Origin of the sequence: Kingella oralis, from assembly GCF_014054985.1 — a bacterium.
Lineage (GTDB): Bacteria > Pseudomonadota > Gammaproteobacteria > Burkholderiales > Neisseriaceae > Kingella_B > Kingella_B oralis.
In genome coordinates this window covers 1165448-1191784 of the sequence record NZ_CP059569.1, presented here as the reverse complement: position 1 = coordinate 1191784, position 26337 = coordinate 1165448, and the positions used below count along the sequence as shown (strand labels likewise).

Annotated in this window: 32 protein-coding genes, 1 tRNA gene and 1 pseudogene; 17 read left to right on the top strand and 17 right to left on the bottom strand. The window is 56.1% G+C overall.

The window, feature by feature from the left end:
- The first annotated feature begins 84 nt into the window (after positions 1-84).
- The 13 genes and pseudogenes from H3L93_RS06360 (at position 85) to H3L93_RS06300 (ending at position 10822) form a co-directional block, all read left to right on the top strand.
- Positions 85-1785: a hypothetical protein gene (locus H3L93_RS06360; RefSeq protein WP_040558180.1), complete on the top strand. Its 1701-nt coding sequence runs from the start codon at positions 85-87 to the stop codon at positions 1783-1785.
- Positions 1786-2219: 434 nt separating this feature from the next.
- A complete protein-coding gene (locus H3L93_RS06355) occupies positions 2220-2555 on the top strand; it encodes a YbaB/EbfC family nucleoid-associated protein (protein WP_003795175.1) in 336 nt (111 codons plus the stop codon).
- 45 nt (positions 2556-2600) lie between these two features.
- Entirely contained in the window at positions 2601-3095 is a 495-nt protein-coding gene (gene purE / locus H3L93_RS06350; RefSeq protein WP_003795177.1) for a 5-(carboxyamino)imidazole ribonucleotide mutase, read from the top strand.
- Positions 3096-3191: 96 nt separating this feature from the next.
- Entirely contained in the window at positions 3192-3872 is a 681-nt protein-coding gene (locus tag H3L93_RS06345) for a suppressor of fused domain protein (protein WP_040558416.1), read from the top strand.
- Between the two features lie 92 nt (positions 3873-3964).
- Positions 3965-4984, top strand: coding sequence for a ferrochelatase (hemH, locus tag H3L93_RS06340; protein ID WP_003795181.1), 1020 nt, complete (start codon positions 3965-3967; stop codon positions 4982-4984).
- An 84-nt stretch (positions 4985-5068) separates the two neighbouring features.
- Positions 5069-5854 carry a hypothetical protein gene (locus H3L93_RS06335; RefSeq protein ID WP_003795183.1) on the top strand — a complete coding sequence of 262 codons (786 nt, stop codon included), beginning with the start codon at positions 5069-5071 and terminating at the stop codon, positions 5852-5854.
- 114 nt (positions 5855-5968) lie between these two features.
- Entirely contained in the window at positions 5969-6307 is a 339-nt protein-coding gene (locus H3L93_RS06330) for a P-II family nitrogen regulator (RefSeq protein WP_003795185.1), read from the top strand.
- A 58-nt stretch (positions 6308-6365) separates the two neighbouring features.
- Complete coding sequence (locus H3L93_RS06325) at positions 6366-6857, top strand: DUF456 domain-containing protein (RefSeq protein WP_003795187.1); 492 nt, start codon at positions 6366-6368, stop codon at positions 6855-6857.
- Positions 6858-6887: 30 nt separating this feature from the next.
- Positions 6888-7142 carry a hypothetical protein gene (locus tag H3L93_RS06320; protein WP_003795190.1) on the top strand — a complete coding sequence of 85 codons (255 nt, stop codon included), beginning with the start codon at positions 6888-6890 and terminating at the stop codon, positions 7140-7142.
- Positions 7143-7345: 203 nt separating this feature from the next.
- Complete coding sequence (locus tag H3L93_RS06315; RefSeq protein ID WP_003795192.1) at positions 7346-7747, top strand: hypothetical protein; 402 nt, start codon at positions 7346-7348, stop codon at positions 7745-7747.
- Positions 7748-7844: 97 nt separating this feature from the next.
- Positions 7845-8702 carry a CAF17-like 4Fe-4S cluster assembly/insertion protein YgfZ gene (gene ygfZ / locus H3L93_RS06310; protein WP_003795195.1) on the top strand — a complete coding sequence of 286 codons (858 nt, stop codon included), beginning with the start codon at positions 7845-7847 and terminating at the stop codon, positions 8700-8702.
- 2 nt (positions 8703-8704) lie between these two features.
- On the top strand, positions 8705-9187 hold the full coding sequence (locus H3L93_RS06305; RefSeq protein WP_003795196.1) for a DUF4442 domain-containing protein: 483 nt from the start codon (positions 8705-8707) through the stop codon (positions 9185-9187).
- A 60-nt stretch (positions 9188-9247) separates the two neighbouring features.
- Positions 9248-10822: pseudogene (locus H3L93_RS06300) on the top strand (phosphoethanolamine transferase).
- A gap of 226 nt (positions 10823-11048) precedes the next feature.
- On the opposite strand, the gene H3L93_RS06295 reads toward H3L93_RS06300, so the two are convergent.
- Positions 11049-12674 (bottom strand): C69 family dipeptidase, encoded by a 1626-nt coding sequence (locus H3L93_RS06295; RefSeq protein WP_003795202.1) that lies wholly within the window; start codon positions 12672-12674, stop codon positions 11049-11051.
- A gap of 104 nt (positions 12675-12778) precedes the next feature.
- Here H3L93_RS06295 and H3L93_RS06290 point away from each other — a divergent pair, with 104 nt between their 5' ends.
- Positions 12779-12988, top strand: coding sequence for a hypothetical protein (locus H3L93_RS06290; protein WP_040558183.1), 210 nt, complete (start codon positions 12779-12781; stop codon positions 12986-12988).
- 66 nt (positions 12989-13054) lie between these two features.
- On the opposite strand, the gene H3L93_RS06285 is transcribed toward H3L93_RS06290, so the two are convergent.
- Complete coding sequence (locus H3L93_RS06285; protein ID WP_003795205.1) at positions 13055-13216, bottom strand: hypothetical protein; 162 nt, start codon at positions 13214-13216, stop codon at positions 13055-13057.
- 11 nt (positions 13217-13227) lie between these two features.
- On the opposite strand from H3L93_RS06285, the gene H3L93_RS06280 reads away from it, so the two are divergent.
- Positions 13228-14577, top strand: a complete 1350-nt coding sequence (locus H3L93_RS06280) for a DEAD/DEAH box helicase (protein WP_003795207.1) — start codon at positions 13228-13230, stop codon at positions 14575-14577.
- Between the two features lie 390 nt (positions 14578-14967).
- On the opposite strand, the gene mnmM is transcribed toward H3L93_RS06280, so the two are convergent.
- The 13 genes from mnmM to rluD all read right to left on the bottom strand — a co-directional run bounded on the left by mnmM (position 14968) and on the right by rluD (position 23413).
- Positions 14968-15543, bottom strand: coding sequence for a tRNA 5-(aminomethyl)-2-thiouridylate-methyltransferase MnmM (mnmM, locus tag H3L93_RS06275; RefSeq protein ID WP_003795213.1), 576 nt, complete (start codon positions 15541-15543; stop codon positions 14968-14970).
- Between the two features lie 175 nt (positions 15544-15718).
- Positions 15719-16483: a ParA family protein gene (locus tag H3L93_RS06270; protein WP_003795215.1), complete on the bottom strand. Its 765-nt coding sequence runs from the start codon at positions 16481-16483 to the stop codon at positions 15719-15721.
- Positions 16480-17121: a 16S rRNA (guanine(527)-N(7))-methyltransferase RsmG gene (gene rsmG, locus H3L93_RS06265; protein WP_003795217.1), complete on the bottom strand. Its 642-nt coding sequence runs from the start codon at positions 17119-17121 to the stop codon at positions 16480-16482. Before rsmG ends, H3L93_RS06270 begins: the two co-directional genes overlap by 4 nt.
- Before the next feature lie 241 nt (positions 17122-17362).
- Complete coding sequence (locus H3L93_RS06260) at positions 17363-17707, bottom strand: hypothetical protein (RefSeq protein ID WP_050755551.1); 345 nt, start codon at positions 17705-17707, stop codon at positions 17363-17365.
- 86 nt (positions 17708-17793) lie between these two features.
- A complete protein-coding gene (locus H3L93_RS06255) occupies positions 17794-18279 on the bottom strand; it encodes a dihydrofolate reductase (RefSeq protein ID WP_003795223.1) in 486 nt (161 codons plus the stop codon).
- A gap of 108 nt (positions 18280-18387) precedes the next feature.
- Positions 18388-18460 (bottom strand) — tRNA-Lys (locus H3L93_RS06250).
- A 56-nt stretch (positions 18461-18516) separates the two neighbouring features.
- Entirely contained in the window at positions 18517-19125 is a 609-nt protein-coding gene (locus tag H3L93_RS06245) for a hypothetical protein (RefSeq protein WP_003795225.1), read from the bottom strand.
- 48 nt (positions 19126-19173) lie between these two features.
- Positions 19174-19797, bottom strand: coding sequence for a BON domain-containing protein (locus tag H3L93_RS06240; RefSeq protein ID WP_003795227.1), 624 nt, complete (start codon positions 19795-19797; stop codon positions 19174-19176).
- Between the two features lie 185 nt (positions 19798-19982).
- A complete protein-coding gene (locus tag H3L93_RS06235; protein ID WP_003795232.1) occupies positions 19983-20579 on the bottom strand; it encodes a phosphoheptose isomerase in 597 nt (198 codons plus the stop codon).
- Positions 20580-20596: 17 nt separating this feature from the next.
- A complete protein-coding gene (locus H3L93_RS06230; RefSeq protein WP_003795234.1) occupies positions 20597-20941 on the bottom strand; it encodes a YraN family protein in 345 nt (114 codons plus the stop codon).
- A gap of 11 nt (positions 20942-20952) precedes the next feature.
- Positions 20953-21621, bottom strand: a complete 669-nt coding sequence (gene tsaB / locus H3L93_RS06225) for a tRNA (adenosine(37)-N6)-threonylcarbamoyltransferase complex dimerization subunit type 1 TsaB (RefSeq protein ID WP_003795236.1) — start codon at positions 21619-21621, stop codon at positions 20953-20955.
- 373 nt (positions 21622-21994) lie between these two features.
- Entirely contained in the window at positions 21995-22285 is a 291-nt protein-coding gene (locus H3L93_RS06220) for a hypothetical protein (protein WP_155803050.1), read from the bottom strand.
- Positions 22286-22297: 12 nt separating this feature from the next.
- Positions 22298-23413, bottom strand: coding sequence for a 23S rRNA pseudouridine(1911/1915/1917) synthase RluD (gene rluD, locus H3L93_RS06215; protein WP_003795241.1), 1116 nt, complete (start codon positions 23411-23413; stop codon positions 22298-22300).
- Positions 23414-23620: 207 nt separating this feature from the next.
- Between rluD and trpD the strand changes: the two genes are divergently transcribed.
- A complete protein-coding gene (trpD, locus tag H3L93_RS06210) occupies positions 23621-24649 on the top strand; it encodes an anthranilate phosphoribosyltransferase (protein ID WP_003795245.1) in 1029 nt (342 codons plus the stop codon).
- A gap of 75 nt (positions 24650-24724) precedes the next feature.
- A complete protein-coding gene (locus H3L93_RS06205) occupies positions 24725-25003 on the top strand; it encodes a hypothetical protein (protein ID WP_003795248.1) in 279 nt (92 codons plus the stop codon).
- 168 nt (positions 25004-25171) lie between these two features.
- On the opposite strand, the gene H3L93_RS06195 is transcribed toward H3L93_RS06205, so the two are convergent.
- On the bottom strand, positions 25172-25582 hold the full coding sequence (locus H3L93_RS06195; protein WP_003795253.1) for a YidB family protein: 411 nt from the start codon (positions 25580-25582) through the stop codon (positions 25172-25174).
- 119 nt (positions 25583-25701) lie between these two features.
- Positions 25702-26268 (bottom strand): hypothetical protein, encoded by a 567-nt coding sequence (locus H3L93_RS06190; protein WP_003795257.1) that lies wholly within the window; start codon positions 26266-26268, stop codon positions 25702-25704.
- Positions 26269-26337: the final 69 nt, after the last annotated feature.

Genomic DNA, 26337 nt, shown 5'->3' with positions numbered 1-26337 from the left:
CGGATAAAGCCCACCATCCGTTGTAAAATTCGCCTTTCCCTTTCTATCCATCCAAGCCGTTTTCAGGCTGCCTCAACATCCACCATGAACCGCCGCCAATTCCTGCAATCCACCGCCACCCTCGCCACCGCCGCCTCCGCATCATGGCTGGGCTACCGCTATCTTGCGCGCCCTCCCGGCATCAGTGTAAACAAAGTCGGCTTGCCGCTTGCCCACCTGCTGCGCGACCAGCAACTCAACGCCGCCCCAAGCCGCGAACATGTTTGCGAAACGCTGATACTCGGCAGCGGCGCCGCCGCGCTTTCCGCCGCGTGGCACTTCACCCGCAATGGCTACACCAATTTCTGCCTCGCCGAAGGCTTTGAACGCAACGGCAACAACGCCGCCTACGCCTATTCAGGCAGCCTGAAAATGAGCAAAGCGAATTTCAGCGAAGCTAAAACGTCTCAAACCAGCGAACCGCCGCTCATCGCCCCCAGCGGCGCGCACTACCTCGCCCAGCCCTCCGCCGAAAGCAGCCACATCCGCCAAATGCTTGCCGATTTGGGCATCATCGAAGGCTACGACAGCGCAGGCAAACCCATCTACCGCGATACCGACCTCGTCAACGCCCCCGACGAACGCCTGCTGATTAACGGCGCATGGCAGGAAGGCATCATCCCCCAGCCGCACGACCCCGACATCCGCCGCTTCTTCGCCCTCGTTGCCCAGCTTTTGCACGCACGCGGCAGCGACGGGCGCAAACTCTTCGCCATCCCCATCGCCCTGTCATCGCAAGATGCCCAATGGCGCGAACTAGACCGCTACACCTTCGCCCAATGGCTCGCCGCCCAAGGCTACCAATCCCCCAGCCTGCTTTGGTATCTGGATTACTGCTGCCGCGACGACTACGGGCAAGGCATAGACCAAGTGTCCGCCTACGCAGGGCTGCACTACTTCACCGCCCGCGGCAACGAACACGCCCCCGTGCTCACATGGGCAGACGGCCTCAACCACCTATCCGAAGCCCTGCGCCGCCACGCCCAAATCCAAAGCCGCCCGCAACTGCCCAACGCCCGCGAACTCACATTCAGGCAGCCTGAAAGCTACCCCTACATCGCCACCCAAATCGCCGAGCAAAACGACCACGTGCGCGTTACCCTGCGCCACATCCGCACAGGCGACACCCGCCTTATCCGCGCCCAAAATGTCATCTGCGCCATGCCGCTCAACATCGCCCAGCGCATCATCCAAAGCCCCCAACGCTACGGCTTCGCCGCCGATTTCAGGCTGCCCCCCTCCGCCCCGTGGCTGATTAGCAATTTCGTACTCCACAGCTTCCCCGCCGAGCCCAAGCGTAGCGAACTGGCATGGGACAACATCGTGTACGGCAGCCGCGGGCTGGGCTACGTTGTCGCCAGCCACCAACACATCCACGTCGCCCGCCCCAGCCACACCATCTTCACCGCCTACACCGCCCTCAACCACAGCAGCCCCGCCAACGTCCGCCGCCAACTGCTCACCGCCGAGCCCAGCGACCTACTAGACATCGCCGCCCAAGACCTGCTCACCGCATACGGCGGCAAACGCTTCTGGCAACACGTCGCCCACATCGGCATCACCATCCGCGCCCACGCCATGAGCGTCCCGAGCGCAGGCTACCTTACCCAGCCCACCCTGCTCGCCCTGCGCCGGCACCAATCGCGCCTGCACTTCGCCCACAGCGATTTGAGCGGCTACTCCGTGTTTGAAGAAGCCGCATGGTGGGGCGTAGAAGCCGCCAAACGCATACTCACCCAACGGTAAAGGCAGCCTGAAAACGCTACCACCCATTTTTCAGGCTGCCTTATCGTGTCAACAAAAGGCAGCCTGCGTAGCGAAGCGGATTGCGAAGCTAAAACCCAACCCAATGGAGCGTCGGCGGCTCGCCGACATAACTGTTTACCCCTCCCATCATTGTTTACACCAACCACGTAGGGTGTGCAGCTCCGCTGCGCACGCCGCTTGCCCAATCTTTGCCGCCCCAAAGGCAGCCTGAAAAAACAAAATCGTTTGATGTTGAGCCAAACGATTTTTGCTGAATAGACCGATTTTCAGGCTGCCTCATCCCCCAACCCATCCCAAACCACCCCCTATTAAATAATGCTATAATCGCGCCCATTTCATGCAGCCTGAAAACAGCTAGACCCCTTTTCAGGCTGCCTTATTCATTCCCATCACACCATCCACAGGAGCACCCCATGTTCGGCAAAGCAGGACTCGGCGGCTTGATGCAACAAGCCCAAAAAATGCAAGAAAACATGAAAAAAGCGCAAGCGGAACTCGCGCAAACCGAAGTAGAAGGGCAAGCAGGCAACGGCTTGGTCAAAGTAACCGCCACATGCAGCCACGTCGTGCGCAAAATCAGCATCAGCCCCGATTTAATCAGCGAAGCCGCAGACGACCCCGAAATGCTGGAAGACCTCATCCTCGCCGCCATCAACGACGCGCACGAAAAAGGCGAAGCCGCCACTTCCGCCAAAATGGCGCAGTTCACCCAAGGCCTGCCCGCAGGCATGGGCGATTTCTTCAAATAAGGCAGCCTGAAACCCCGTTCAGCGTAGCGAAAAGGATAATCCGCCATGGCAAAAATAGGCATCATCATGGGCAGCAACAGCGATTGGCACATCATGGAACACGCCGCCAAAATGCTGCAACAATTCGGCGTGGACTACGAAACCCAAGTCGTTTCCGCCCATCGCACCCCCGATTTAATGTTTGACTACGCCAAAACCGCCCGCGAGCGCGGTTTGCAAGCCATCATCGCAGGCGCAGGCGGCGCAGCGCATCTACCTGGCATGGTTGCCGCGCAAACCACCTTGCCCGTGCTCGGCGTGCCCGTGCCCAGCAAATACTTGCGCGGCGAAGATTCGCTGCTTTCTATCGTGCAAATGCCCAAGGGCGTGCCTGTTGCCACCTTTGCCATCGGCGAAGCAGGCGCAGCCAATGCCGCCTTGTTTGCCGTGTCGCTGTTGGCAAATCAGGATAACGGGCTGGCGCAAAAGCTGGCGGATTTTCGCGCGCGCCAAACACAAAGCGTGCTGGAAATGAGCCTGCCGCCTGTTGGCGCAGATTAGTGCCGAATAAACAAAGGCAGCCTGAAAATGAGCGCGAAGCCAAAACTGGAACGCGCCCCATCAGCATCCCAGCCCCATCCCCACAAGGAGCAAGACATGACCGAAGCAGAATACCGCGCCCAATTCAGCGAAGACGAAGCCGTAGGCTGGAACGCCATAGATGTCGCCATTGACGCCCTTTATCCCAACCAAGAGCCGCGCCACTACGGCACCATCGTCAAATACATGATAGGTGGCGAAGACCCACTAGACGGCGTAAGCATCTACGATTGCGAAGAGCAGCAGTTCCACCGCCATCTGATTTCCTACGGCATGAGCGAGTTGTATTTTGACCCCGAAAGCGCCGAAGCCGATTTCAGCAAATGGGGTTTTGAATTTACCTGCCGCATTGCCCCTGTTGTAGACGACAAAAACCAAAACGGCGCAAACCATGAGCCTATATGGGTGATTAATGTGATGAACAACCTTGCTCGCTATGTGTTTGACAGCGGCAAATGGTTTGAACCCTATCACTTTATCCCTGCCAACGGTCCCGTGCGGCTGGACACCGACACCGCCATTGTGGGCATCGCCTTTGCGCCCGACCCCAAACTGCCCGAAATAGACACGCCCAACGGAAAGGTGCAATTTCTGCAAATGGTGGGGCTCACCCAAGCCGAGTTAGACTGGCTGTGGCAAGAACCCAAAACCTACCGTTGCCAAGAGTTAATTGACAAAATGCGCGAAGATAATCCCTTGCTGATTATGGATTTAACCCGCAGCAAAAGCTATGTGTAATTCATAGCAGAGGCAGCCTGAAACGAAGTTCAGCGTAGCTAAAACCGCCTCACACTCCCCATCAACAACGCCGCCTTGCGCGGTTTTAAACCATGAATTTTCACCCCGAATTTTCCATCCCCCTTGCCGAGCAAAACCAAGTCGGCGTTTTACTCGTTAATCTTGGCACGCCCGAAGCGCCCACGCCCGAAGCCGTTCGCCCCTTTTTGCGCGATTTTTTATCCGACCCGCGCGTGATAGAGCTTTCCCCTTGGCTGTGGCAGCCGCTGCTGCGCGGCATCATCCTGCCGCTGCGCAGCCGCCATGCCGCCCGCTTATACGAAAAAATCTGGCTCAAAGAAGGCTCGCCGCTCAAAGTGTTCACCCACCGCCAGCTGGAAGGCCTGCGCGAAAGGCTGCCTGAAAACATCCATTGCGCCTACGCCATGAGCTACGGCAAACCCAGCATCCACGAAGCCATGAGCACGCTCAAAAGCAAAGGCGTGGGGCGGGTGATTGTGTTGCCGCTATATCCGCAATACGCAGGCAGCAGCACTGGCGCCGCGCTGGATAAAGTGTTAGACGAATTGGAACACGAGCGCAACCAAATGTCGGCGCGCACCATCGCCCGCTTTTATTACCACGCAGGCTACATCCGCGCCCTTGCCCAACAAATCACCGCCTATCGCAAACAATACGGCGCAGGCGAAAAACTGATGTTTAGCTTCCACAGCATCCCGCAAAAACACAGCGATTTGGGCGACCCCTATGCGCAAGAATGCCGCGAAACCGCCCGCCTTGTTGCGCTGGAATTAGGCTTAAGCGAGCAAGACTACATTGTTTCCTTCCAAAGCCGTTTTGGCGGAGGCAAATGGCTAGAACCCAGCACGCAAACCCTGTTTAAAGAATTGCCACGCAAACACAAAATCACCAAGCTAGATGTTATCTGCCCTGGTTTTGTGAGCGATTGCTTGGAAACCATGGAAGAAATCGCCATCCGTGGGCGCGAGCAATTCCACGCCGCAGGCGGCACGCAATTCCAATACATCCCCTGCTTAAACGACAACCCCGCATGGCTAGACGCATTAAGCGATATTGTGAAAGAAAGCGGTGCAGGCTGGATTAAAGCGTAACTCCATTTTCAGGCTGCCTGAACGCAATAGGCAGCCTGAAAACGTAACCATGCTGCCCATTCATTGCAACCCAGCGAATTCATCATGAAAAAACCATTGCTTGCCCTTGCGCTATGCGCCAGTTTAACCACCACCGCCCAAGCCGCCGAGCCATTTGTTGGGCACTACCACAGCGGCGGCGTGGATTGGGCGCAAAATCTTATGCTGATGGACAACAATCGCTTTTGCTTCGCGCTCATCGCAGGTAGTTTAGACCTGATAACAGGAGGCACATGGCAAGCGCACAAAAAAGGCAACATCAGCACCATAGAGCTTACAGAAACGCGCCTCAAACTGCCCGATTTGTTGCTGGCAGCCACCAGTAGTGGTAGACAAGCCAAAATCGGCAAAAAACGCGCCATGATGTTCTCGGCTTATGAACTGGATTCTGTTTTGTCAGCTCATCAAATCCGCTACGCATTCAGCCACAGCGACACGCCTCCCCAAGCCAAGAATTACGCTCCATTGCCCGATACCGACAAAATGGCATCCTATGTTGTCGTTCCAGACAACGCCCAATATGTTTTTATCCGCACCGATTCCGATAGTCCTGTTTATCGTTTTCACATGGGCAAAAACCGAAATGTCGCGCTGATGCCCAATTCCCAAGCGCGCCACGACCCTTTTAATCTCACTCTTGTTTACAACCATCAAACCCATTTTTTAGGCAATACGCGTTCCCCAACAGAATGGGGGCAGCCTGAAAAAGTTTCGTCAGAAACGCAAGAGCAAGCATGGCAACAATGCCAGCCCAAAGCAATTGAAACCGTGCGCCAAGTAACCAGCAGCGAGCCTACTCTTGTGGAACCCGACATCCTCCCAGCACACTGATTTTCAGGCTGCTTCTTGAAAACGCATCGCCATACCGCCATGCTGGGAGGCAGCCTGAAAACGAGCAAAGCAAGTTTCAGCAAAACCAAAACCCTTTAACCCCAAGGATGCTCCATGAAAAAAATTGAAGCCATCATCAAACCCTTTAAGCTCGACGACGTGCGCGAAGCCCTTACCGAAATCGGCATCACAGGCATGACCGTAACCGAAGTCAAAGGCTTCGGGCGACAAAAAGGGCACACCGAAATCTATCGCGGCGCAGAATACGCCGTTGATTTTTTGCCCAAAGTGAAGCTGGAACTCGTGTTGCCCGACGACATGGTGGAACGCGCGATAGAAACCATCGTAGAAACCGCCCGCTCGGGCAAAATTGGCGACGGCAAAATCTTTGTTTACCCCGTTGAGCAAGTTATCCGCATCCGCACAGGCGAAACCGACCACGCCGCGATATAGGCAGCCTGAAACGCAATTTCAGCCAAGCCCAAACTTACCCCAGCCATTTCACCCGCCCATGACCCTGCTACTCATCACCCTCGCCATTATTCTGCTTGCCCTCGGCGCAATCGGCACAATTTACCCCGCCCTCCCCAGCTTGCCGCTGATGTTCGGCGGCGCGTGGCTGATGGGCTACGCGCAGGACTACGAAGTCATCGGCACAACCACCTTGCTGGTGTTGTTTATCGTCTCCGCCTTTGGCTTGGCGATGGATTTTGTGGCGGGGATGCTCGGCGCAAAATACACGGGCGCAAGCAAAGAAGCCTTGTGGGGCGCGTTTATCGGCGGCGTTGTGGGCGCGTTTTTTGTGCCAGCGGGTTTGATTCTCGGGCCGTTGCTCGGCGCGGCGATTGGCGAATTTGCCGACAAGCGCAATCTGTGGCTGGCAGGCAAAGTGGGCATCGGCGCGTTGGCAGGCTTTATTGTCGGCACCGTTGCCAAAGTAGGCGCGGCGTTGGGCATCGTGTTGATTATATTGGCACAATATATTGTGTACTGGCTTAGTTAGGCAGCCTGAACCTTTTTTATCGTTAAAGCCATGCCCACCTACCGCCTATCCATCAACGATTTGCTCCGCGCCTATGCCGATTTAGACCAAGCCGCCGAAGAAATCGCCTATTTCGCGCAAGTCCGCAGGCAGCCTGAACCCGCATTTGATTTAGATACGCAGCACAGCAACCCGTGGTATCACGCGCTTGTGGTTCAGTTTCCCGCGCTGGATACGGCGCAGCAAAGGCTGTGGCAGCAATATTTCGACGAGCGCAATATTGAGATTTTTGCCCCCGCAGAATAGTTTTCAGGCTGCCTCAAACAGTCCAACACGATAACCCTTTTCATGGCGTTGCGTCGCCATACCCACGCCGTGTAGCCCAAACATCCGCAGATTAAACCCGCCTTTCAGGCTGCCTCAAACACCTGATGCAGCCTGAAAACGGTTAATCCCCAAACACAACCCCTTTTTCAGGCTGTCTAACCTCCTTTCAACTCCCACCTACCATGACCACACTCCACATCCTAGCCCAACGCCACATCCCCCAAATCACCCACCTCCCCGACGACACCGAAGAAACCCTAGAAGCCGAATGCACCCTGTGGGCAGCCGACAGCACTCTGCTGATTGACAGCGACACCACCCCCAGCATCGCCGCGCTGCAAGCCGTCTCCGCCCAGCTCGCATGGCTAGACCAACACCAAAACGCCATCTTGCAACTCATCGCCGAAAACAGCCGCCTAGCCGCGCCGCATCATCCCCAAATCGCCTACACCGCCTTTTGGCTGGAAGACAACGCCAGCTTTTGCGACTTCGCCGTGAGCGCCGAAAACTGGGGCGAGCAGCTTGCCGAATGCAGCCTAGAAGACAACGGCGAATTATCGTTCAGCCAAATCAGCCAAAATTAACCCCCAAGGCAGCCTGAAAGCCATAAGACCTCAACGGAGTTAAAACGACTTCACCCGCCTTGCAACCCACTCAAACATCTACACAAAGGAAATCATCATGCACACAACGCAACTCCCCTTCTTCGCCGTTATCCGCGCCACAGGCGACGATGCCGCCGATTTTCTGCACAACCAGTTCTCCAACGACATCAAAAATCTGCCCGCCAACCAAGCCTGTTACGCCACCTACAACACCCCCAAAGGGCGCGTGATTGCCAACCTGATTGCGCAAAACACAGGCAACGAAATCCTGCTCGCGCTTGCCGCCGATTTAGTCGAAGCCGTGGTCAAACGGCTAAAAATGTATGTGCTGCGCGCCAAAGTGCAATTTGAAATCCTGCCCGATTGGGGCGTTGCAGGCAGCCTGAAAAGCAACACGCCGCCCCAGCATCCCAGCGAACCGCAACTCTCGTTCCCCGTAAACGCGCAAGGCGAAATCCAACTGCCACACACAGGCAGCCTGAAAATCGCCCCATGCGCCGAGCTGCCCGCCTACGATGCCGCCGCCGAAGCCGCATGGCAGCAACACGAAATCCTAAGTGGTTATCCGTGGATTTGCGCCGCCACTAGCGAAAGCTGCGTTGCCCAAATGCTCAACCAACACACCATCGGCGGCGTGCATTTCCGCAAAGGTTGTTACCCTGGGCAAGAAGTTATCGCCCGCGCCCAATATCGCGGACAAGTGAAACGCGGGCTCGCCATTGCCACCAGCCCCGCCGCCCAAAGCGCAGGCGCAATCGTGCAATACGAAGCAGGCGCAGAAGCCGGCATCGTCATCAACACATCAGGCAGCCTGAATTTGCTGGTGATCAAACACAGCGCCGCCCATAGCCCCTTGCGCGATGCGGCAGGCAACGCCTTTGCCGTGCAACATCTGTTCTTTGCCGCTGAAAATTCCAGCGAAGATAAGGAGTAACCATGGCCGCGCTTCCCCGCAAACTGCCCAAATCCGCCGCCACCCTGCGCCGCCGCATGAACCTATGGGCACCGCTGCGCTATTCAGGCATCGTGGTTACGCATATTTCGCCTGATTTCACCCACCTGCGCGCCAAACTGCGCAACCTGCCCTACACGCGCAACATGAACGGCAGCCAATTTGGCGGCAGCCTGCTTTCCATCACCGACCCCATCTATTCCGTAATGCTGCTGGGCGCGCTGGGCGACAACTATTATGTGTGGGACAAATCCGCCGCCATCGATTTCATCAAACCAGGCTTCGGCGAAGTGTATCTGGACTGCAAACTCAACTACGACGACGTAGAACGCATCCGCGCCGCCACCGCAGGCGGCGACAAATACCTGCCCGAGTTCACCGTGCGCCTGTTTGATAAAAACGACGAAACCATCGCCCTCGCCACCCGCGTGATTTACATCCGTTTGAAAAAAGAACTTCGCCCCTAAGCGTTTTCAGGCTGCCTTTGGCGCAATAGCAAAGGCAGCCTGAAAATGCGTCTTACCATTATGAAAAAATCGCTCTTAGTTTTACTGGTTTACAGCACACTGCTTACATTAAGCGAAGTTGCCTACCGCGCCGTCTTTCATATTCCCCAGCTCAACGTTCGTCAAACGGCGGAAGCATTCGTGCTGATTGCCGTCGTCGCTGCGCTTTATCTGTTTGCACGACACCGCGTTAGCCGTGTTGCCATTTTCATCTTCTTTGCCGCCAGCATGATTGCTAACAATGTTCACTACGCGGTTTATCAAAGCTGGATAACGGGCATCAACTATTGGCTGATGTTTAAAGAAATCACCGAAGTGGGCAACGCAGGCGCATCCATGTTGTAACTGGTGTGGCTGCCTGCGTTGTGGGGGTTAGCGGAAAGCGCGTTGTTTTTCAGCCTGAGCAAATTTCGCCGCCAAACGCATCGCGCCGCCGATTGGGTGTTTTTCCTTGCCATCGCCTTAATCATTGGGCGCTCGTTCAAAACCACCCAAGAGCACGGCATTTCGCCCAAACCCACATACAGCCGCATCAAAGCCAATTATTTCAGCTTCGGCTATTTCGCTGGCAGAATCTTGCCCTACCAAATCTTCCATTTGAGCAAAGTGCCCGTTTACAGCCACCCCGCGCCCGCCAAAACCGCCAGTGCCGACAGCCCGCAAAACATCATCTTGATTATGGGCGAAAGCGAAAGCGCGGCGCATCTTAAAATGTTTGGCTACGAGCGCGACACCTCGCCGTTTGTCGGCAGCCTGAAAAACCAGCCCTCTGCTATCGTGTTGCCCGCCTATTCGGCAGGGATGATGACGGCGGTGTCGCTCCCCAGCTTTTTCAACGCCATCGCCCATGCCAACGGCTTTGAGCAAATCAGCAGCGGCAAAACCAATATGTTCCGTCTCGCCAAAGAGCAGGGCTATCAAACCTATTTTTACAGCGCGCAGGCGAGCAACGAAATGGCGATTTTCAACCTGATTGGGCAGCGCTGGATAGACCATCTGGTTCAGCCCACGCAAATGGGCTACAGCGGCAGCCAAAACATGCCCGACGACAAGCTCATCCCCCTGTTTGAGCAAATTGATTTAACGCAGGGCAAACACTTCATCGTGTTGCACCAGCGCGCATCGCACATCCCTTACGGCGCGCTGCTCGCCCCGCAAGACAATGTGTTCGGCACGAATACGGCGGTGGACAAATACGACAACACCATCCGCAAAACCGACCAATTCATCCAATCCGTTTTAACGCGCTTGCAGCGGCAGCCTGAAAATAACTGGCTGTTTGCCTACACATCCGACCACGGGCAATATGTTCACCACGATGCCTACAACCAAGGCACCAACCATCCCGACAACTATACCGTTCCGCTGGTGTTGTACAGCCCGCACCCGCCCACGCAGCAGCTGGCGCAACGCACGTTTGCGCTCTGCGCCACCGCGTATCACCAGCAGCTTGCCACCCTGCTGGTTCACAGTATGGGCTACGATATGCCGGTTTCAGGCTGCACCGAAGGCTATGTAACTGGCAACCTGCTCACGGGCGATGTCGGCAGCCTGAAAATCGAGCGCGGCAAAGTGCAGTTTGTCGCGCCCAAATAAAGCGGCGCGAACGTTGCGGGCAAGCCGCCGTCCTGTTTTCAGGCTGCCTAGGGCGTATCCCGTTCGGCAGCCTGAAAACCATAAAGCAGGCATTGGTGAACATAGTGGCAGCCTGAAAACGCAATGGATGCTCCATTAACTGTTTTCAGCAACCGTTTTCAGGCTGCCTATCACCAAAAAAGCCCGACCATTGCCGGTCGGGCTTTATTTATCTCCATCGCGCCGATTATTTGGCGGTAACGCCTTCCGATGCGTTTTCTGTTTTCACAGTGTCCGCTTTTTGCTTGTCAAACTTCTGTTGCAACACGGCAATGGAATCGTCTTTGCCGCCTTTGGCTTTAATCGTTTGCATCATTTGTTTTTCCACGGCTTTCATTTCTTGGAACAGTTTTTCCGAACGCGCAATCGCGTCGCGGGTTACTTCGCCGCTCAACGCTGCCGCTTGGGCATCGGTTTTGCCGCGGTATTTGGCATCGCGCGCGCGTTGCTCGGCTTCTTCGCGTTTTTCCAGCGCCATCCATTTTTGCTTGATGCTGCTGCCGAACAGGTTTTGGTTTTGCATCACCATTTGGTCAATATGCCATGCCACCCAGTAGAACGAATCGGGGTTGTAGGTGAAATCTTGCGGTTTGAACGATGGGTGCGTGTCGGTTACTGTGCCGTAGAACGGGATATACGGCGTGTTGCGCGAGGGCGCGTTGCTCAACCACAAGATTGATGCCATAGACGCAGGCAAATCGGGCTTGATTTGGTAAATATGCGCGTCAATCACGTTTTCATTGCCGGGGGCGAATTTGTAGGTGTCGCCGTCATACGCCGCTTTCACTTCGGGGCGACCGTCCGCGCCGCGCTTGTCGTATTGGTCGTCGGGGATAAAGCCTTCTTTCAGCGTTTCAAAGCGGTTGCGCTGAATGGCGATGGCATCGGCAAGCGAGTATTTTTGGTTGGGATTGCTGGGGCTTTGCAGCAATTCAAAGTGGTGGTCAAAATAGCCAATTTTGGATTGCGGATCAAGCAGCTTCAAGCCAGCGTAAGCGCGGGAGCGGTTGCGGGCGGCGTAGTGGTCGAGGTTATACGAATTGGCAACGTGAAACTTGCCGTTTACTTCGCGGTAATGGTTGGCTTTGCGCGCCACGGTTTCCAAATCTTTGGAAACGATGTAATTGCCTTTGCCCAGCTCATAGGGGTTGCCCATAAAGAAGGTGTTGGGGTAGATGGAATATTTGTCGTCGGGGTATTTAATTGCGGCGTATTGATGTCCAGATAGGATTTCCATGTACCACAGCTCGTTTTTATCGGCGATAACGATAATATTGCCTTCGGCTGAACCTTTTTCGTCCAACACTTTGGCAACCAGTTCAATGCCTTCGCGGGCGGATTTCACGCGCGGCAGCACCAAATCCACCAGCGCGGCTTCGGCTAAACCGTTTTTCACCAGCGGGTCAATTGCTAGGATTTTGTCGTGGGGCGTGGCGGAGGTGGTGGCGGTCATGGTTACGCCGTATTCGTTTTGCCCGTGTGCGCCATACACGCCTTCATCGGTGTCGCGGCTGGCATCGGGCACGGAGGTGTATTTGAACTCGTGCGCCAGATGCGGGTAGGTGAAGCCTGTGGAGCGGTCTTTAAGCTCGCTGCCTGCGGGGTAGTTTTTGGCGGGGGTAACGATGTAGTTTTTATTGTGCGCGCCCGGTTGCGGCAGGAAAGGGTAGTCTTCGGTGCGCCCATACAATACCGAGCCGTCGGTGGTCAGTTTTTTGCCGATGATAAACGAAGAGCAGGCTTCGGCAGCAGGCGCGGCAAGCAGCGATAAAACCAAAGCGGATAAAACGGTTTTTTTGAATGCGGATTGCATGATTGAATCTCCTTGTGATGATTATTTGTTTGACGTGGAGATTTTGTTATAGACCTTTGTGTAAATAAATGCAAACAAAATGGGCGATTTCCGCAAGGTTTTTGATGGAGCGCAAAAAGGCGGCGAGGCAGCCTGAAAACGGCAAACCCGCTCTGCGCCTGTCGGATAAGGGCGCAACCCGGCCGCAAAATGGGCAGCCGAAGATGCAAAGGCAGCCTGAAACGGCGGCCAAGCGTTTTCAGGCTGCCTTGACCGGGCGCATGAAACCCCCTACAATCCGCGCTCTTTTTGTGAAGCCATCGTCTTCAACTTAAATCTTCTTGTTATTCAATTTAATGCCCGCGCGGCATTTTTATTTTGCAAGTTGTCGCCGATGAAACCTACCAGCGCACGCTGGCGACAACCTGCTGTTCATTCTTTTTGCCCTCTCCCGTTTTCAGGCTGCCTGAAAACGCCGCAATCAAAATAATCCGCACCCCCGCTTCAAGGCTGCCTGAAAACCGCTTGTTGATTGGTTTTGGCAGAATGTTGTTGTTTTTCAACAGGAAAACCTATGACTATCAAATTCGCCGATTTAAACCTCGACAAAAATATTCTCTCTGCGCTCAAAAGCGCGGGCTACGAAGAACCCACGCCCATCCAAGCCCAATCCATCCCCGCCGCTTTGGCAAATCAAGACATCATGGCTTCGGCGCAAACAGGCTCGGGCAAAACTGCCGCCTTTTTGTTGCCCAGCTTGCAAAAAATCATCAAACGCAGCGAGCAACCGGGCAAAGGCCCGCGCGTGTTGGTGCTCACGCCCACGCGCGAGCTTGCCCAGCAGGTGGAAAAAAACGCCCAGCTTTACGCGCAAAACATGAAATGGGTGCGCACGGTAACGCTGGTGGGCGGTTCGTCTTTCGGGCAACAAATCAAAGCCTTGTCGCGTCCGATTGATATTGTGGTCGCCACCCCCGGCCGCCTGATGGATCACATGCGCAGCGGGCGCATCGATTTTGACCGCTTGGAAGTGCTGGTGTTGGACGAAGCCGACCGCATGCTGGACATGGGCTTTATCGACGACATTGAAACCATCGTTGCCGCCATGCCCGAATCGCGCCAAACGCTGCTGTTTTCGGCAACTTGGGACGGCGCTGTGGGCAAGCTGGCGCGCAAATTGACCAAAAACCCCGAAGTGATTGAAATTGAACGTGCCGAAGCGCAGGGCAAAATTGAAGAGCAGCTTTTGTATTGCGACGACCGAAACCACAAAAACCGCTTGCTGGACCACATTTTGCGCGATGCCAACATCGACCAATGCGTGATTTTCACCGCCACCAAAGCGATGACCGAAACGCTGGCAGACGAGCTATACGAAAAAGGTTTTGCCGCCAACTGCTTGCACGGCGATATGCCGCAGGGTTGGCGCAATCGCACGCTGATGGATGTACGCAAGGGGCGCTGCAAAATCTTGGTGGCGACGGATGTTGCCGCGCGGGGCATTGATGTGCCTACGATTACTCATGTTATCAATTATGATTTGCCCAAGCAGGCGGAGGATTATGTGCATCGCATCGGGCGCACGGGGCGGGCAGGGCGCACGGGCATTGCGGTGAGCTTTGCCGATGCCAAAGAATACATGATGGTGCACAAGATTGAGCGGTACATTAACCGCAAGCTGCCTGAAATAGTGATTGAGGGCATGGAGCCCACGCGCAAACGCAATAAAAACGCCGAGCGCAAGCCCAAAGGCAAAGGCGGCTGGGGCGGCAAACGCGGCGAGGGCGAGCGTTGGGGCATCCGTGATAAAAAGCCGTTTGGCGAGAAAAAATTTGGTGGTAAACGCGAGGGCGGGTTTAAGAAAGAGGGTTTTAAAAAGGATGGATTTAAAGCGAAGCCCAAGGGCGGGAAGTTTCGTGATTGATTGATGCGGTTGGCAAGAGGCAGCCTGAAAACGATGGAATGGTCGTTTTCAGGCTGCCTTTTTGTGCAAAAAATGTTGGCGAGCGACTGGTGTTTTATTTTCAGGCTGCCTTTCATTTTCGGCTGAAACCTTTGCAAAACCAAGTAGGTCGGGCATTTATGCCCGACGTTTTTAGTTGTGGCGTATTAAGATAAATAGGTCAGCGTTTGTCGGGCATAAATGCCCGACCTACAAATTGGTTGAAAACCGTTGCAAAATCTGCAACTGATGGCGCGTCGGTGACTCGCCGACATTTTTTCAATCGGTACAGCCCTGTTGAACAAAGCATTTGGCGACGAGCCGTCGCCGCTCCATTTTAAATTTCAGGCTGCCTTTGGTGCATGAACGCGCTTATTTGCCTGCGGTGGCGAGTTTTTCAATCGCCAACACAATCGGCGGGCAGTTTTGCTGGTTGATGAATTCGTAGCGCAGGGCGCGGTATTGGGTTTGCGGCAGGGCTTGGGCGAACGATAGGATGGCGGCGGTTTCGGGTTTGCCTTGTTCGTGCCCGTGATACAGCACGGCAATCAGGATGCCGCGCGGTTGCAGCAGGGCAAGCGCGGCTTGGAGCGCGGCGATGCTGGTTTCGGCTTGGGTGGTGATGTTGTGGTCGCCGCGCGGCAGGTAACCCATGTTGAAAATGGCGGCGGCGATGGGCTGTTTGACGTGTCGGGCGAGATGTTGGTGCCCCGCGTGGATAAGCTGCACGCGCTCGATGAGCTGGTGCTGTTGCAGGCGGTCGGCGGTGGCGGCGAGGGCGCTGTCTTGAATGTCAAACGCGTAGACTTTGCCTGCGCTGCCGACAAGTTGGGCGAGCAGCAGGGTGTCGTGTCCGTTGCCTGCTGTGCCGTCGAGTACGGTGTCGCCTGCGTGGATGTGTTGGCGCAGTAGGTCGTGGGCGAAGGGGAGTTGGGCGGTGAGGGACATTTTCAGGCTGCCTTTCTGGGGTGGGGGAAGGGGTGGCGGCTTTACTTCAAATGATGTTCGCATCATGATTTTCAGGCTGCCTATTGTTGCTATTGGATAGGCAGCCTGAAAGTTTGCAAAGGCAAGATGGGGATGTGGGTTTCAGGCTGCCTTGGGCGGTGCAACGCGGAGGGGATTATTTTCGCGCCAACACTTCGTCGGCGAGTTCCAAATAAGCCAGCGTGCCTTTTGCCTTGGCATCGTAGGCAAGGGCGGGCAGGCCGTGGCTGGGGGCTTCGGCAAGGCGCACGTTGCGCGGGATGGTGGTGGCAAACAATTGCGCGCCGAAATGTTCTTGCAGCTGCGCGCTCACGTCTTGGGCAAGGCGGTTTTGGTTGTTGTAGAGCGTGCGCACGATGCCGAAGATGCCGAGTTTGGCGTTGATGGCGGTGCGGATTTTGCGCACGGTGGCAACCAAATCGCTGATGCCCTCGAGCGCGTAGTATTCGCACACCATCGGCACGAGCACGCCGTTGGCGGCGACCAGCCCGTTGAGTGTGAGCAGCGTGAGCGTGGGCGGGCAGTCAATCAGAATATAGTCGTAATCATCGGCAACGAGGGCGAGGGCGTTTTTCAGGCGCATTTCGCGGGCGATTTCCTGCACCAGCTCCACTTCTGCGCCCGCCAGCTCGCGGTTGGCGGCGAGCAAGTCGTAGCCGCCCGCTTGGCTGTGGATTTTGGCAGCCTGAATGTCGGCTTCGCCAAGGAGAACGTGGTACACGCCTGCGGCGATGGCGGTTTTGTCCACGCCGCTGCCGGTGGTGGCGTTGCCTTGCGGGTCTAGGTCTATCAGCAGCACGCGCTGTTTTTTGTGGGCAAGGCTGGCGGCGAGATTGACGGCGGTGGTGGTTTTGCCCACGCCGCCTTTTTGGTTGGCGATGGCGATGATGTTCGCGCTCATGGCTGGGTTCCTTGTGTGGGGCGCAGCAGGACGATGTGGCGCTCTGCGTTGAGTGTGGGAACGTGGATTTTGTCGGTTTGATAGGCTTGGATGTCCGGCGGCAGCCTGAAAATCTCATCGGCGGGATACACGCCTTTCATCGCCGCCCAATGCCCGTTGTCGTTCAGCAGATGGCGGGTGAGGCGCACGAAATCCGCCAGCTCGGCAAAGGCGCGGCTGGTAACGATGTCGGCGCGCTGCCCGCCCAGCTCTTCCACGCGGCTGCTGTTCACGGCGACGTTTTCCAGCCCCAGCTCGATGGCGGCTTGGCGCAGAAACGTGGTTTTTTTGCTGTTGGCATCCACCATCGTTATCTGCAAATCGGGGCGGCAAATGGCGGCGGGAATCGCGGGCATGCCGCCGCCGCTGCCCACGTCAATCATGCTTTCCGCCTGCGCCAGATACGGCAGCAGCGTTAAGCTGTCCAGCAGATGATGGCTGACCATTTGCGCGGGGTCGCGCAGCGCGGTGAGATTGTAGGTTTTGTTCCATTTTTGCAGTAGGGCAAGATAGGCAAGCAGCTTTTGCTGCTGCGCGGGAGAGATATTGAGCCGCATTTGGGCGATGCCGGCGGCGAGCGAATCGGAAAACGGGGTCATGGCGCGGAGAGAATCGGGAAATAACAGGCGCGGATTATAGCATTTTGCGGCGCGGTTTCAGGCTGCCTATGCGGGGGCAGCCTGAAAAGCGGTCAGGCGTTGCTCCGCTCCGTTTAATTGTTTTCAGGCAGCCTGAAAACGCTATTGCCCCGCGCAATGATGTTGCCGGGGCACGGCTTGCCCGCAAGCCGTAGGGGGCGCAGGTTGGCGTTTCAGGCTGCCGCCATGGTTGCGCCCGTGTTTAGGCTGCCTGCTTTTCGCGCCACATCAAATAATCGCGCAAAGGCGGGGCGGGCGGGTTGATGCAATGCGGGCAAATGCCCACGTTGTCTTCGTCGTCGTCCAAATCCGCCCAATGCCCTGCGTTGGGGTCAAAGCGGCTTTGTTGCAGCACGGCTTGGACAAGGGCTTGCTCTTGGATGGGGTCAAATTCGAAGCGGTTGAGGATTTCGCCCAGCAGCTCGGCTTCGGCGGGGGAAAACGCCGCGGCGTGCTGTTCAATCATGCGGCGGTAATCGGGGTGGCAGATTTTGCTGAACATGGGATTCCTAAGTGTGGGGCAGCCTGAAAAACGGTTGCTTGGCATCGCCTGTTTTCATTTTATTGCGGTTTTCGGTTTTCAGGCTGCCTTTGGGTGGGTGTGATGGTTTGGCGCGAGGGCTTGCGATTGCATTATGCCTGCCGTTGGTAATGCACCAAATCATACGCGACTCCCTTTGCCGAAACATGGGCTTCGCGTGAGATTTCGCGCCAGATGTTGCGGGCAAATTCGGGGAAATGCGCGTCGCCGGCGGGGTTGAGCGCGATTTCGGTTAAGCGCAAATCGGTGGCAAACGGCAGCGCGGCGGCGTAAATTTGCGCCCCGCCGATGATAACGGCTTCCTGTTCGCCCGCGCAGGCTTGCAAGGCAGCCTGAAAATCGTGTGCTGCTTCCGCGCCCGCTGCCTGCCAAGGGTTTTGACGCGTAACCACGATGTTGCGGCGGTTGGGCAGGGGCTTGCGCGGCAGGCTGTCCCACGTTTTGCGCCCCATGATGATGGGTTTGCCTGTGGTGTAGCGTTTGAAAAAGGTGAAGTCTTCGGGGATGTGCCATGGGATTTGGTTGGCGTTGCCGATGACGCGGTTTTGTGCGAGGGCGGCGATAAGGGTGATTTGCATAGGCGTGTCGGGGGATGGGAATAAGAATAGGCGGCTGAAAACAATAGGCAGCCGAAAACGGATTGTCGGCAGTCAGTAAAAAAGCCAAGTTCCGAAAAACTTGGCTTATGGGTCGTGAGCGATTCGAACGCTCGACCAACGGATTAAAAGTCCGCTGCTCTACCGACTGAGCTAACGACCCGAAAGACGCGCATTATAGGGATGTTGCATGATTAGGTCAAGAAAAAATGTGTCTGTTCAGTCAAACAAGGCGTTGGTGGCATCGGAATTGTCGCGCTTGGCGGGTCGCGGCGCGGGGGCAAGAGGGCGTTCGCCTGTGGTGTCGATGTCGGCATTGCGTGGTTTTTTGGCAGGGCGGGGGGCTAGGTCGTTGGCAACGGGGCGGGTTTGCCGTTCTTCTTGGGCGATGAGGGGTGTGCCGTCGTCGCTGTTTTGCGGGATGAGTTCACGCTCGGCGTTTTTTGGGGTGAGTTTTTTGGGTTTTTTGGGGGCTTCGCCACGGGTGAGTGCTAAACCTGCTTCGGATGCGGCTTGGTTTTGGGCTTCAATTTGGTAAGCAACGGCGGAGGCGGCGCTTTTTTGTTGTGGGGTTAGACCATTTGCTTGGGCGGCGGGGGTGCTTGCGCCGCAGTCGCGCCCTGATTTGTTGGTGGGCGACCAGCATTCGATTTGGGCTTGGTTTTCTTGTTCGCGTTTGTAGTTGGCGGCGGTTTGCTCGGGGGTTTTGGTGAGGGTAACGTACAGCGTGCCGATAAGCCCGATGACAACAAACAAGCCGAGCACCAAGAGGGTGAGCATGATGTTGCCGAAGGTGATTTTTCCTTTGTTTTTGCGGTTTGTGAACATGGTGTTTCCGTGTTTTAGGCAGCCTGAAAAGCTGCCTTTTGGGGTTGATTATTGCGCGGGCGCGGGTTGCACGCTGGCGGGGGTGTAGGTTTCGTAGAGCGTTACGACTTGTTGCACGCCTGATACGCTGCTGACGGTGTTGCTAACGAGGGTTTGTTGCTCGGGGGTGAGCAAACCGAATACATAGACGACGCTGTTGAAGGAGACGACTTTGACGTGCCCCGGGTACACGCCTGCGGTGGCGAGGGTGAGCAGTTTGCTGCGCAGTTTGGAGGTGAGCCATGTGTCGTAGTTGATGTTGGCGATGGTGCGGGGTTCGCTGGATACGTTGATGTAGTTGTAAACGTTTTGCACTTGGGGTTCGTTGCGGACGGCTTGTTCGGCGAGTTGTTTGTCGGTTTCGGTGGGGACTTGCCCAAGCAGCAGCACTTTGCGGTTGTAGCTGATAACGGATAGGGTGGCGGTGCTGTTGGCGTTGTTTTGTTTGATGAGGGCGTAGGCGTTGGTGCGGATGTGGATTTCGGTGGTTTCGTCGTCAAATTGTGTGCCGATGGTGCGGCGGTTGGCAACGGAGTTTGCGCCTGCTGCTGCGCCGCCGATGATGGCTGTGGCGCAACCGCTGAGTGTGCTGGCGATGAGACCGGCGATGATGAGCTGTTTGATTGGGTTCATGGGGTGTCTCCTGTGGTGGTGTGGATTTCGCTGGGGCTTTCGGTTTTCAGGTTGCCTTTGGCTTGCTTGAACGGGGTGGCGGGGGCGGATTATAGCGTAAATGGTTGATGCTGCGTAATGATGGGATGGCAGCCTGAAATGGGGGCGGAGGGGGTTCAGGCTGCCTTTGGGCATCGGGCGGGGTGTCAGGCGATACCTTCGGTGAGCATGGTGTCGATGCAGTCGCACATGGCGTGGATAAGCAGGATGTGCACTTCCTGGATGCGGGCGGTGCGGGGGTAGGGGACGTTGAGCAATACGTCGCCTTCTTTGAGCAGGTGGGCGATTTTGCCGCCGTCGCGTCCTGTTAGGGCGATGACTTTCATGCCGTTTTCGTGGGCGGCTTTGATGGCTTCGATGACATTGCCTGAGTTGCCTGATGTGGAGATGCCGACGAGTACGTCGCCTGTGCGCCCGAGTGCGCGCACTTGTTTGCTGAATATGTGGTCAAAGCCGTAGTCGTTGCCGATGGCGGTGAGCGCGGAGGTGTCGGTGGTGAGGGCGATGGCGGCAAGTTCCATGCGTTCTTTTTCAAAGCGCCCTGTCATTTCGGCGGCGAAGTGTTGGGCATCGGCTGCGGAACCGCCGTTGCCGCAGATAAGAAATTTGCCGTCGTTGGCTAGGGTGTTAAAAAGCAGTTCGGCGGCTTGGGCGGTGGGCTCGGCGAGCACTTGGGCGGCTTGTTGTTTGGCTTGGATGCTTTGGGCGAAATGGTCGGCAACGCGTTGGGTTAGGGCGGTCATGGGGTTCTCCTGTTGGGTTAGGCGGTGATGTTTTGTATCCATTGGGGCGGTTGGTTGCCTTCGATGAGCAGGGCATCTAGGCGGCACGCGCCGTGGTGGGGGTGTTGTTGTAGATAAAGCTCGGCGGTGGTTTGCAGTTTGCGCAGTTTGCTGGGGGTGATGCTGTATGCGGCGCCGCCGTAGCGGTTGTTTTTGCGGTATTTTACTTCAATAAACAAGAGTAGGCAGCCTGAAAGCATAATCAGGTCTATTTCGCCGTGTGGGCAATGCCAGTTGCGGGCGATGAGTTGGCAGCCTTGTTGTTGCAAATAGGCTAGGGCTTGGTCTTCGGCGGCTTTACCTTGGGGATGGTTGAGTTTCATTTTCAGGCTGCCTATTGTGGACTTTGCTTGCGGGCGAGTTGCTCGGCGGCGGTTAGGGCGATTTTGTTGCGAACGTATAACAGCTCGGCGTGCTCGGGGGCGGTGGCGGGGTAGCGTTGTGTTTGCGCTAGGGCGAGATAGTCGGCGGCGGTGGGCATTTGGGCGGTGCCTGCAAAGGCGGGCGGATTGGGCAGGGCGTAGGCGTTGCCGATGCCGATGATTTGGCTGGCGGGGATGTTTTCAGGCTGCCTTATATCGCTGGGCTTGGCGACTTGGTAGTCGCTTAATCGTTGGTGGGTTTGGGTGTTGAAAAAGGCGTAGAACACTTCGCCCATGCGGGCATCGGTGGCGGCGAGTACGCAGGGATGGTTGGGGATTTGGTAGGCGACGGCATCTTGGCAGGGGATGCCGATGAGCGGGGTGCGGTAGGCGGTGGCGATACCTTGGGCGATGCCGATGCCGATGCGAAGCCCTGTGAACGCGCCTGCGCCTTGGGCATAGACGATGGCGGATAGGTCGGCAGCCTGAATTTGGGCTTGGGCAAGCAGGGCTTGGATTTGCGGCAGGATGTGTTGGGATTGGTGGTTGCCTGCTTCGGCGTGGTAGAGCTGGGTTTCGCCGTGGGCGTGCAGGGCGAGAGAGAGATATTGGGTGCTGGTGTCTATGGCTAGGATGGGCATGGTGGTTGGTTGTTTTGGGATGGATTGAGGCAGCCTGAAATCTTTGCAAAGGCTTTGAGGCAGCCTGAAAACTAAAATGGGGCGGATGATTTGTTGCTAAAGGTTGTATTCAACAGGGTTGCATGGGTTGGCAAGATGTCGGCGAGCCGCTGATGCTCCATTGGTTGCGGGTTTGGCAAAGGTTTCGGTTTACATGGCGAAGTGGCGTTGTGAAGCGGAAAGGGTTGTGCCGAAGCGCACTTTGTTTGTTTTCAGGCTGCCTATGGGGTGGGTTGGCTGATAGAGGCAGCCTGAAATGCTGTTTGGGAGTTGGGGGTTGGCTGCGCGGTGTTGGATTGTGCTGTTTCAGGCTGCCTTATTGTAGGCGTGGTATTTAGCCATCCAAACTTCTGCCAACCATAAAAAACACGCATCCCATCCCTGCAAATATAAAAATCAAATTCATCATATCGGCAATAAACGCTATTTTGGCATTTTTATCGCCTTTTTGAGTTAAGGCTTTTATCTCATCAAGTATCTCCACCATGGATACTTCCCCCCAACCCATAAATTCTTTTTCCGCCTTGGCGGCAAAATGATCACAAACTTTTCTGCACGTCCAAGCCAAAACAAAACATAAAAATAACAGCGATAACATTGGCGTTCCCTTTGCAAAATAGCGCAAGCATTGCGCTGCCTAATCCTTCACATAAACCACGTCCACATCGTAATCATCTTCGTTCCAATCATCATCGTCTTCGCTGGCGAATTTCTCCGCCCATTCTTGCTCGTGGCTGAGCGCGGAATCCATGCCGCTTTCAAGGCGCAGCACGGAAAGCAAGTGATACATATCATCGGGCATCGGCGCTTCAAACGACAGTGTTTCGTTCGTTTTGGGGTGAACAAAGCTCAGGCGATAAGCGTGCAAGGCTTGGCGGGCAAGGGCTTTGACTTCGGCTTTCACTTCGGGCGAGCAAGGATGGCGCGGGTTGCCGTACACAGGGTCGCCCGCTAGCGGATGGCGCGCTTCGCGCAGATGCACGCGGATTTGGTGGGTGCGCCCCGTTTCCAAGCTGCATTCAATGTAGCTATGCGCTTGATAACGCTCCAAAACTTTAACGTGAGTAATCGCTTCTTTGCCGCCAAATTTCACCACCGCCATTTTCAGACGATTATGCGGATCGCGCCCGATTTGGGTTTCAATCTTGCCATCAAACGGCACAATGCCATCGGCGATGGCGCGGTAAATGCGTTTCACGCTGCGGCTTTGCAACTGTTGCACCAGATGGTTTTGCGCGGGCAGCGTTTTGGCAACCACCATCAAGCCGCTGGTGTCTTTATCCAAGCGGTGCACGATGCCTGCGCGCGGCACTTGCGACAACTCGGACGCATGGGCGAGCAAGCCGTTGAGCAGCGTGCCCGTCCAGTTGCCTGCGGCGGGGTGCACCACCAAGCCTGCAGGTTTGTTGAGCACCAGCACGCTGTCGTCTTCGTACACAATATCCAGCGGCATGGCTTCGGGCGTGTAGGCTTGCGTTTCTTGGCTGGGCTGAATATTCACCGCCAACTGCTCGCCGCCGATGAGCTTGGTTTTGGGCGAGGCGGGCTGCCCGTTGCACAGCACTTCGCCGTCTTTTATCCAACCGGCGATGCGGCTGCGCGAATAATCGGGCAGCATTTTGGCGAGCGCGGCATCAAGGCGCAGCCCCGCCAAATCGATGGGAACGCTTAGGCGCAAGGTTTCGGCGGGTTGGCAGGCGGGGGAAAAGTCGTTGTCTTCGTCTAAATCGGTGTCTGGAATGGGATGGTTCATGGTGTTTTGCGGGCTTAAAAATGGCGCGCAGTATAGCACACGCAGGGTGGTTAAATTTTGTTAAAATCGCGTGGCTGTCGGCAGCCTGAAAAGGCGTGCGGCGCAAATCCGTGCGCGCTTCGCCGCCCCGCTTCGCTTTTCAGGCTGCCTTAATGCGCGGGCTTCGCTGCCTGCCGCGCCAATCTATCTGTTTACAAAGGAAAAAGTATGATTACTCCCCAGCAAGCCCTTGCCCGTTTGATTGACAACAACGAGCTGTTTTACGACGAGATGACCGATTTGATGCGCCAAATTATGCGCGGCGAGGTGTTGCCCGAGCAAATCGCCGCTATTTTGACGGGGCTGCGGATTAAGGTGGAAACGGTATCCGAAATCGCTGCCGCCGCCAGCGTGATGCGCGAGTTTTCCAGCAAGGTTGCCACGCCGCACGCCGGCGAATTGGTGGACATTGTGGGCACAGGCGGCGATGGCGCGAAAACGTTTAACATTTCCACCACCGCCATGTTTGTGGCGGCGGCGGCGGGCGCGAAAGTGGCGAAACACGGCGGGCGTTCGGTGTCGTCGTCCAGCGGCGCGGCGGATGTGCTGGAAGCGATGGGCGCGAATTTGCAGCAATCGCCCGAGCAAGTGGCGCAATCTATCGCCCAATGCGGCATTGGTTTTATGTTTGCGCCCAACCACCATGCGGCGATGCGCTATGTTGCGCCCGTGCGCAAGGCGTTGGGCTTTCGCACCATTTTCAATATCTTAGGCCCGCTCACCAACCCCGCAAGCGCGGCGAACCAGCTTTTGGGTGTGTTTCACATTGATTTGTGCGGCATTTTGTCGCGCGTGTTGCAGCAGCTGGGTTCGCGGCACGTTTTGGTGGTGCACGGCAGCGACGGCTTGGATGAAATCACCGTTTCAGGCTGCACCCGCATCGCCGAGCTGAAAGACGGCGCGGTGCGCGAATACGACATCCATCCCGAGGAATTCGGTTTGCCTGTTTACGCCGATTTGAGCAGCCTGAAAGTGGAAAACGCGGCGGATTCGCTGGCGATGATGAACGCGGTGTTGCGCGGCGAAGCGCGGGGGGCGGCGCGGGATATTGTGCTGCTGAACGCGGCGGCGTGTTTGTATGCCGGCAATGTGGCGGGCAGTTTGGCAGAGGGCTTGGCGCGCGCGCGCGAGGCGTTGGACAGCGGCAAAGCGGCAGAGAAACAGGCGGAGTTTGTGGCGCAGAGCCAAGCGGGGTAGTGGGGCGTTTTATGCTGGCTGGATGGTTTTCAGGCTGCCTTATTTGGTTGGGGATGAGGCAGCCTGAAAACCAAAATGAAGTGGCGACGGCTCGTCGCTAAATGCTTGGTTCAACAGGACTTGACTGATGGGAAAGATGTCGGCGAGCTGCCGACGTTCTATCGCTTGCAGGCTTTGCAAAGATTTCAGGCTGCCTATTCATTGCAAATGAGTCAGCCTGAAAATTATTTTGCTTACGGATTGGCTTGGGGTCTTTGGTTTGAAATGAGGCGCGTGGGCTTGAATGCTTATCGGCAGCCTGAAACGGAAAAATGCTTTTCAGGCTGCCTATTCTCTGGGGATAAGGCAGCCTGAAAACTAAAATGGAGCGGCAACGGCTCATCGCCAAATGTTTTGTTCAACAGGGCTTGACTGATTGGAAAAATGTCGGCGAGCCACCGACATTCTATCGCTTGCAGGTTTTGCAAAGATTTCAGGCTGCCTATTCATTACAAATGAGGCAGCCTGAAATCTATTTCGCGCTTATTTCAAAAAGTTTTGCATCACGATGCGAGCGATGTCGTCCAAACCAAAGCCGTTGGCATCGGCGGCGTTGCCGTTGGGCGTGATGGCGTTGATGATGTTGGGCAGATATTGCGCCAACAGGTTGCTTGCGCTGCTGGCATCCAAGCCCACTTTGGCGGCGGCTTCGGTTAGATTGCTGCCCAGCGCGTTTTGGATTTGCGATGCGTCCACGCTGGCGTTGCTGCCTGTGCCAATCCAGCTTTGCAGCGCGTCGCCCAAGCCGCCTTGTTGCAATTTGCCCAGCAGCTCGCCCACGTTGCCGCCGTTTTGTTGCACAAGCTGGCTAACCAGTTGCACGGCTTGATTTTGCTCGCCGTTGCCGCTGATGGCAGAAGTGGCGGCGTTGATAACGTTGTCTAGCAAACTCATGATTTTTCCTTAAATGTGTGGTTGAACAAGAGGCGCGATTGTAGCGGGTTGGGGGATTTTGTCTAGGGACATCGGCATCAATGGGCAGCCTGAAAAGCCCAATCTTGTTTTCAGGCTGCCTAAACAGAATTTGCCCATGCCAAAAATTCATTCGCCAAGCCTTTCGGATTGGCGTGTTTTGTCCAGCTGTTGGGCACGGCGTAGTATTCCAGCTTGTGAATAATCGCGGGGATGTCGCGCCCAAACGCGCCCGCAATCGTGCCATCGGCAAACAGTTGCCGCATGGTGTTTATCACCGTTTCTATAAATTCCGCGCAAAAGGCGGCGCCCAACGCTGCTTCGTGGTCGACATCGCTAAAATGATAGGGCGAGGCGGCGAACCATTGCGCCAGCGCGGCATCGTTTTCGCCGCCAAGGGTAACGCTGGCAGGGGCTTCGTCTTGCAGCCAAAAGGCGAAATTCCACCGCGCTTCGCTTGCGCCGGATGCGCGGGCGATTTGCCGGCGATAGTGCGTTTCGGTGTTGTAGCTGAACAGGATGCAAGGGTAGCGTTCGTCATCCTCCTCGCAGTAGAACCACAGCGATAGGGCGTAGATATCGCCGCGTTGGGCGGCGGGAATAGCGGCGATGGCTTGGCGCAGTCGGGCTGCGAAATCGGCGGCGTAGCGGGTTTGCGGGTTGGGCATGGTTTTCTCTGCGGTTTGACAATGGAAAGGCAGCCTGAAAAGCGGAAATGGGCTTTTCAGGCTGCCTGT